Source organism: Streptomyces sp. SID5464 (assembly GCF_009862985.1).
Classification (GTDB): Bacteria; Actinomycetota; Actinomycetes; order Streptomycetales; family Streptomycetaceae; genus Streptomyces; species Streptomyces chartreusis_D.
On sequence record NZ_WWIQ01000009.1, the window covers coordinates 173,164 to 179,102 of the forward strand.

Here is a 5,939-nt window from a genome sequence, read left to right on the forward strand (position 1 = left end):
AAATATTGACAGGGTTGGACCCGGAACTTCGGTTACGGGTCCAACCCTTTTTTGTTCTCCGTCACTTGAAGTTCACGTTGCGCGATCAGCATCCAGAGCATGGGTACTGCTGCAATGCTCAGGGCCGCCGGGGTCGGACTCGGTGACGAGGTCGTCGTGCCGGCCTTCGGGAACGTCGAGGTCGCCGAGGCCGTGGCCAAGGCCGGGGCGCTGCCCGTCTTCGCCGACATAGATCCCTTCACCTACTGCCTCGATGCCTCCGCTGTGGAAGCGGCGGTGACTCCGCGGACCGCTGCCGTGGTGGTCGTACACCGCTTCGGCCGGCTCGCCGACATCGCGCGGCTGCACGAGCTGGGAGCGCGGCACGGGCTGCTCGTGCTGGAGCAGGGGGAATCCGAGGCGCCGTACGACGAGATAGCCCAGCGCAGGGAGCGGGCAGCCTACCTCCACGCGAAGTTGAGCGGTGTGCGGACACCGGACGACGGTGACGGGCACACCTATCAGCAGTACGTCGTGCGTGTTCCGGGCAACGGGCGGCCGGATCGGGACGCTTTCGCGCGGGCCGTGCGGAGCAGGGGAGTCGAGTGCCGCGTGCCGGTGAAGACTCCCGTGCATCGACTGCCCGAATTCCGACGGTGTGTGTCTCTCCCGGAGACGGAGCGGGCTTCCGATGAGACGCTCGCGCTGCCGGTGGACGCCACTCTGACCAAGCGGGACATGCAGCGGATCGTGTCCGCCTGTAATGCCCTTGGAGGGCTTCTTCAGCCCGCTTTCTGACGTGGTTGGGAGCACGGGTCTGTTCGGGGTATGATCTATTCCGTTGCCGCGCGGGAAACCCGCAAAGCGACAGGCCCCTATAGCTCAGTCGGTAGAGCGTCTCCATGGTAAGGAGAAGGTCAACGGTTCGATTCCGTTTGGGGGCTCCAGCAGAAAAGGCCCCACCCTCACGGGTGGGGCCTTTTTCGTGCCCTAGTCCTTGTGGAGGCCCGGGACGCGCATCGCCAGGATCGCCATGTCGTCGGACGGGGCGTCCGAAGCGAAGCGTTCCACCGCGCGCATGATGCGGGCCGCGACCGCGCCCGCCGTGAGGCCCGTGCAGGTCGTGAGGACGTCGGCGAGTCCGTCGTCTCCCAGCATGCGGGCGCCTTCGCGGCGTTCGGTGACGCCGTCCGTGACGCACAGGAGCACGTCGCCCGGGTCGAGGGTGATCGTCTGCTCGTAGAGCTCCAGGTCGTCGATGACGCCGAGGAGCGGCTGGGGTTCGGCTGCCGGTTCCACCGAGCCGTCCTGGCGCAGGCGCAGCGGGAGCGGGTGACCGGCGCAGACGACCTTCAGTTCCGCGCTGCCGTCCTCCTGGGGGCGCATCTCGCCGTAGAGGAGGGTGAGGAAGCGGCTGCGGGCGCCCTCGTCGAGGATGGCGGAGTTCAGGCGTTCCAGGACCGCCGGCCCGCTGAGGCCCTCGCGGGCCAGGAGGCGCAGGGCGTGGCGGGCCAGGCCCGTGACCGCCGCCGCGTTCGGGCCCGTACCGCAGACGTCGCCGATGGCGAAGCCGTAGGCGCCGTCGCGGATGGGGAAGACGTCGTAGAAGTCGCCGCCGACCTCGTTGCCCTCGCCGGCCGCGCGGTAGATGACCTCGACCTCGACGCCCTCGATGTCGGGGAGTTCGGGCGGCAGGAGGCTGCGCTGGAGGGACTGGCTGATGGCCGTGCGCTCGGAGTAGAGGCGGGCGTTGTCCAGGGCCAGGGCGGCTCGGCGGGACAGGTCCTCGGCCAGTTCCAGGATCTCCTGGCGGAAGTGCTCGTCGGTCGGCTTGCCGAGGGTCAGCATGCCGATGACACGGTTGCGGGCGACCAGGGGGAGGACGACCGTCTCGCCGCCCACGGCGGATGCCGTGGCGAGGGTCGGGCCGATGCCGGGGGTGACCTGGTGGGTCGGGCCGCCGCTGAGGCCGAGGCTGCGCATCGAGCTGCGAAGGGCCGCCTGGTGGGCCACCTCGGCGGGGGCCGTCCAGACGCGGGCGCCGGGGGTGGGGACCGGATCGGGCGGGGGCACCTTCGACAGCAGGGACTTGATGCCGTCGATGAGTTCCTCGTCCTCGTGCAGGACGTACGAGAGGTACGGCTCGGAGGCCTGGTGGGCGATCGTGTAGACGGCGCACCAGGTGGCGAGGGTCGGGACCGTCATCTGGGCCATCAGGGCCAGGGTCTGGTCGCGGTCCAGGGTTCCGGCGAGCAGGTCGGAGGCCTCGACGAGGAAGTTCAGGGAGCCGCGGCGCAGGCGTTCGAGTTCGCCGAGGCGGGCCGATTCGACGGCGAGCGCGATGCGGTCGGCGGCGAACTGGAGGCGCAGGGCTTCCTCGTTGGAGTATCTGCCCGGGGCCTCGGCGGCGACGCCGAGGGAGCCGGTGAGGCGGCCCTCGACCTTCAGCGGGACCGTGACGACCGAGCGCATGCCCGTGCCGTTCAGCAGCGGCACGGCGCCGGGGACCGCCGTCAGGTCGTCGTGGACGGCCGGCATGCGGGCGGAGCCGTAGCGGCCGGAGCCTGCCTCTACGGGGACGCGGGCGAAGCGCTGGCGGGCGGAGGGCAGGCCCGTGGAGGCGCGGACCTCCAGTTCCGTCTCGTCGTCGGTGGCCAGCAGGAGGAACGCGGAATCGCCGTCGAGCATGTCGCGGGCACGTTCGACCGTGCGCTGGAGGAGGCCGTCGAGGTCGTCCGGGGCGGGGTAGCCGATGAACACCTCGAAGGGGTCGGTGCTCTGGCCCTCGGAGGTGGTGGAGCTGTCGGAGGCGGGGACGCGCAGGGGCGTCTGGAGAACGGCCCGTTCGTGGTCCCTCACCAGGAGGCACACGGTTGACGGTTCGCCGCCGGTGTCGCGGACGCGCAGGTGGGAGGCGTAGACGGGGGTGACGCGGCCGTTGGCGGCGCGGATGCCGTAGCTGCCTTCCCAGCGGGAGAGCTGGAGTGCCTCCGCGATGCCGGTGCTGGTGCCCGGGGTGTGCGGCCAGGCCGCGAGGTCGGTCAGGGGCTTGCCGGTGACCTGCTCGGCCGGGTAGCCGAAGAGGTCCTCGGCGTCCTCGTTCCAGGCGGTGATGTGGCCGGTGCGGTCGATCTGGATGACGGCCACGCGGACCCGGCCGTCGGCGAGCGGGAGGAGGTCGGCGGGGAGGGCCGGGCCGGCCGCGCGGGTGCCCACCGTCCGGGCCGGGAGGTCGAGTTGGAACCAGACGGTCTTGTGGGTGGGGGTGTACTCGACACCCCAGCGGCCGGCGAGGGCCGCGCACAGCTGGAGGCCGCGTCCGCCCTCGCGGTCGGGGCTGCCCATGTTGATGGCCGAGGCCTGGAGCGGGATCTCACGCTCGGGGTACCGGTCGGCCACCTCGATGCGTACGCCCTCGTCGCTGCGCAGGCAGAGCAGGTCGGCGGAGGTGCCGGCGTGGACCACGGCGTTGGTCACCAGTTCGCTGGTGAGAACGACGGCGTCGTCGACGATGTCGGCGAAGCCCCAGCCCTGGAGGGTGTCGCGGACGAAGGAGCGGGCGCTCGCGACAGATCGCCCGACGGGCTCGAAACTGGCGGCCGCGCGCGCGGTGATCACAGAACTCCTCGACCGGTTCTCGACGTGCTGGGCTGCGTGGCCGACCGGCTCGCACCGCTGTTGCGGCAGGCCACCCGTCGGCCGGGGGTCCGGGGGCTGTCCCCCCGGGATCAGTCCGGTGGTCATGTGTGCGGCCGCCCCTCCGATGCCCGCTCGTCTTCGTGCCACCGCCCAGGCCGGACGAACCGGCGCGGCTGGACAGCCGGATGCAAGGTTACTTACCTTCGCGGTCCAAGCGGATGCCGGTCTGCAGTGTTTCCGTCCGGAGGGTGTGCGGACGATGTGCGAAGCTGCCGAACTGTTATGGCCTGGTTCGGGCAGGGTGAAACACTGGGCAAGCTTCTTGTGAAGGTCCGGGCAGGCTGAATGTCATCTGCGTACGGGGGGCAGCAGCCCCCTGGGCACGGCCTGCCATGCAGGGCGGAGAATACGCAGTAGTAACCGGTACGCCGAGCGTGGTACCCCAGCACAGCAGTGACGGTCGACCCCTGCGGGAGGGACACAGTGGAGTCTGGCGCAGCGACGCGTGGCAAGAAGACGCGCGCGAAAGGCGGACAGTCCCCGAGCAACCAGGGAAAGGTGCGCAGCGGCACGACTGAGGTGGACACGGCAGCCCTGAACCGGCTGATGGTTGCCCTGGTGGCGATGCGGGACGGCAACTTCCGCAAGCGGCTCACGGTGTCCGGGGACGGCGTGATGGCCGAGATCGCGGCGGTCTTCAACGAGGTGGCCGACCGCAATCTGCATCTGACGGGTGAGCTCTCGCGGGTGCGGCGGATGGTGGGCCGGGAGGGCAAGCTCACCGAGCGGCTGGAGACGGGGGCGTGTGAGGGCTCCTGGGCGACCGCGATCGACAACTCGAATGCCCTGGTGGACGACCTGGTGCGGCCGGTTTCCGAGGTCAGTCGGGTGCTGTCGGCGGTGGCCGAGGGTGATCTGTCGCCGCGTATGGAGTTGCGGACGCAGGTGCCGGACGGGAACGGTCAGCCGCTGCGCGGCGAGTTCCTGAAGGTCGGGCGGACCGTCAACAATCTGGTCGACCAGCTGTCGACGTTCACCGACGAGGTCACGCGTGTGGCCAGTGAGGTGGGCACCGAGGGCAAGCTGGGGGGACAGGCCCGTGTGCGCGGTATGTCGGGTTCGTGGCGGGACCTCACGGACTCCGTCAACACGATGGCGTACCGGCTCACCGCTCAGGTGCGGGATATCGCGCTGGTGACGACGGCGGTCGCCAAGGGCGATCTGTCCCGGAAGGTCACGGTTCAGGTGGCCGGCGAGATGCTGGAGCTGAAGAACACCGTCAACACGATGGTGGACCAGCTGTCGGCGTTCTCCTCCGAGGTGACCCGGGTGGCCCGTGAGGTGGGCACCGAGGGTGCGCTGGGCGGGCAGGCGCAGGTGCCCGGGGTCGCGGGTGTGTGGAAGGAACTCACCGATTCGGTGAACACCATGGCCGGGAACCTCACGGCCCAGGTGCGCGGGATCGCGGAGGTGACGACGGCGGTCGCCAACGGTGACCTGTCGCGGAAGGTGACCGTGCAGGCGCGCGGCGAGGTCGCGCAGCTCGCCGAGACGATCAACCAGATGACCGAGACGCTGCGGATCTTCGCGGACGAGGTCACCCGTGTGGCCAACGAGGTCGGGGCCGAGGGGCGGCTCGGCGGCCAGGCGAATGTGCCGGGTGCGGCGGGGACGTGGAAGGACCTCACCGATTCGGTGAACACGGTCTTCCGGAATCTCACCACCCAGGTGCGGGACATCGCCGCCGTGACGACGGCGGTGGCCAACGGCGACCTGTCGCAGAAGGTCACCGTCGATGTGGCCGGCGAGATGCTGGAGCTGAAGAACACCGTCAACACGATGGTCGACCAGCTGTCCGCCTTCGGTGCGGAAGTGACCAGGGTGGCCCGTGAGATCGGTGTCGAGGGTGAGCTCGGCGGCCAGGCGCAGGTGCCGGGCGCGGCCGGGACGTGGAAGGACCTGACGGACTCCGTCAACACGGCGTTCCGGAACCTCACCGGACAGGTGCGGAACATCGCGCAGGTGACGACGGCGGTGGCCAACGGCGACCTGTCGCAGAAGGTCACCGTCGACGTCTCCGGCGAGATGCTCAAGCTGAAGAACACCGTGAACACGATGGTGGACCAGCTGTCGAGCTTCGCCGACCAGGTGACCCGGATGGCCCGGGACGTGGGCACGGAGGGCCGTCTCGGCGGTCAGGCCCAGGTGGACGGCGTGTCCGGCACGTGGAAGGAGCTCACCGACTCCGTCAACTCCATGGCCGGCAACCTCACCTCCCAGGTGCGCAACATCGCGCAGGTGACGACGGCGGTGGCCCGGGG

3 protein-coding genes and 1 tRNA gene are annotated in these 5,939 nt (G+C 70.0%); 3 read left to right on the forward strand and 1 reads right to left on the reverse strand.

The genetic code is table 11. The annotated features are described in order from the left end of the window. The first annotated feature begins 114 nt into the window (after positions 1 to 114). Together GTY47_RS09185 and GTY47_RS09190 are read left to right on the forward strand one after the other, a co-directional pair. Positions 115 to 777 carry a DegT/DnrJ/EryC1/StrS family aminotransferase gene (locus GTY47_RS09185; RefSeq protein WP_010034700.1) on the forward strand — a complete coding sequence of 221 codons (663 nt, stop codon included), beginning with the start codon at positions 115 to 117 and terminating at the stop codon, positions 775 to 777. Between the two features lie 73 nt (positions 778 to 850). Beyond that, a tRNA-Thr gene (locus tag GTY47_RS09190) sits at positions 851 to 926 on the forward strand. Positions 927 to 969: 43 nt separating this feature from the next. On the opposite strand, the gene GTY47_RS09195 is transcribed toward GTY47_RS09190, so the two are convergent. After that, positions 970 to 3,723 carry a SpoIIE family protein phosphatase gene (locus GTY47_RS09195; RefSeq protein WP_029180806.1) on the reverse strand — a complete coding sequence of 918 codons (2,754 nt, stop codon included), beginning with the start codon at positions 3,721 to 3,723 and terminating at the stop codon, positions 970 to 972. Between the two features lie 453 nt (positions 3,724 to 4,176). Between GTY47_RS09195 and GTY47_RS09205 the strand changes: the two genes are divergently transcribed. Next, positions 4,177 to 5,939, forward strand: a 1,763-nt coding sequence (locus GTY47_RS09205) for a HAMP domain-containing protein (RefSeq protein WP_234025767.1), incomplete at its 3' end; no start/stop codon positions are given.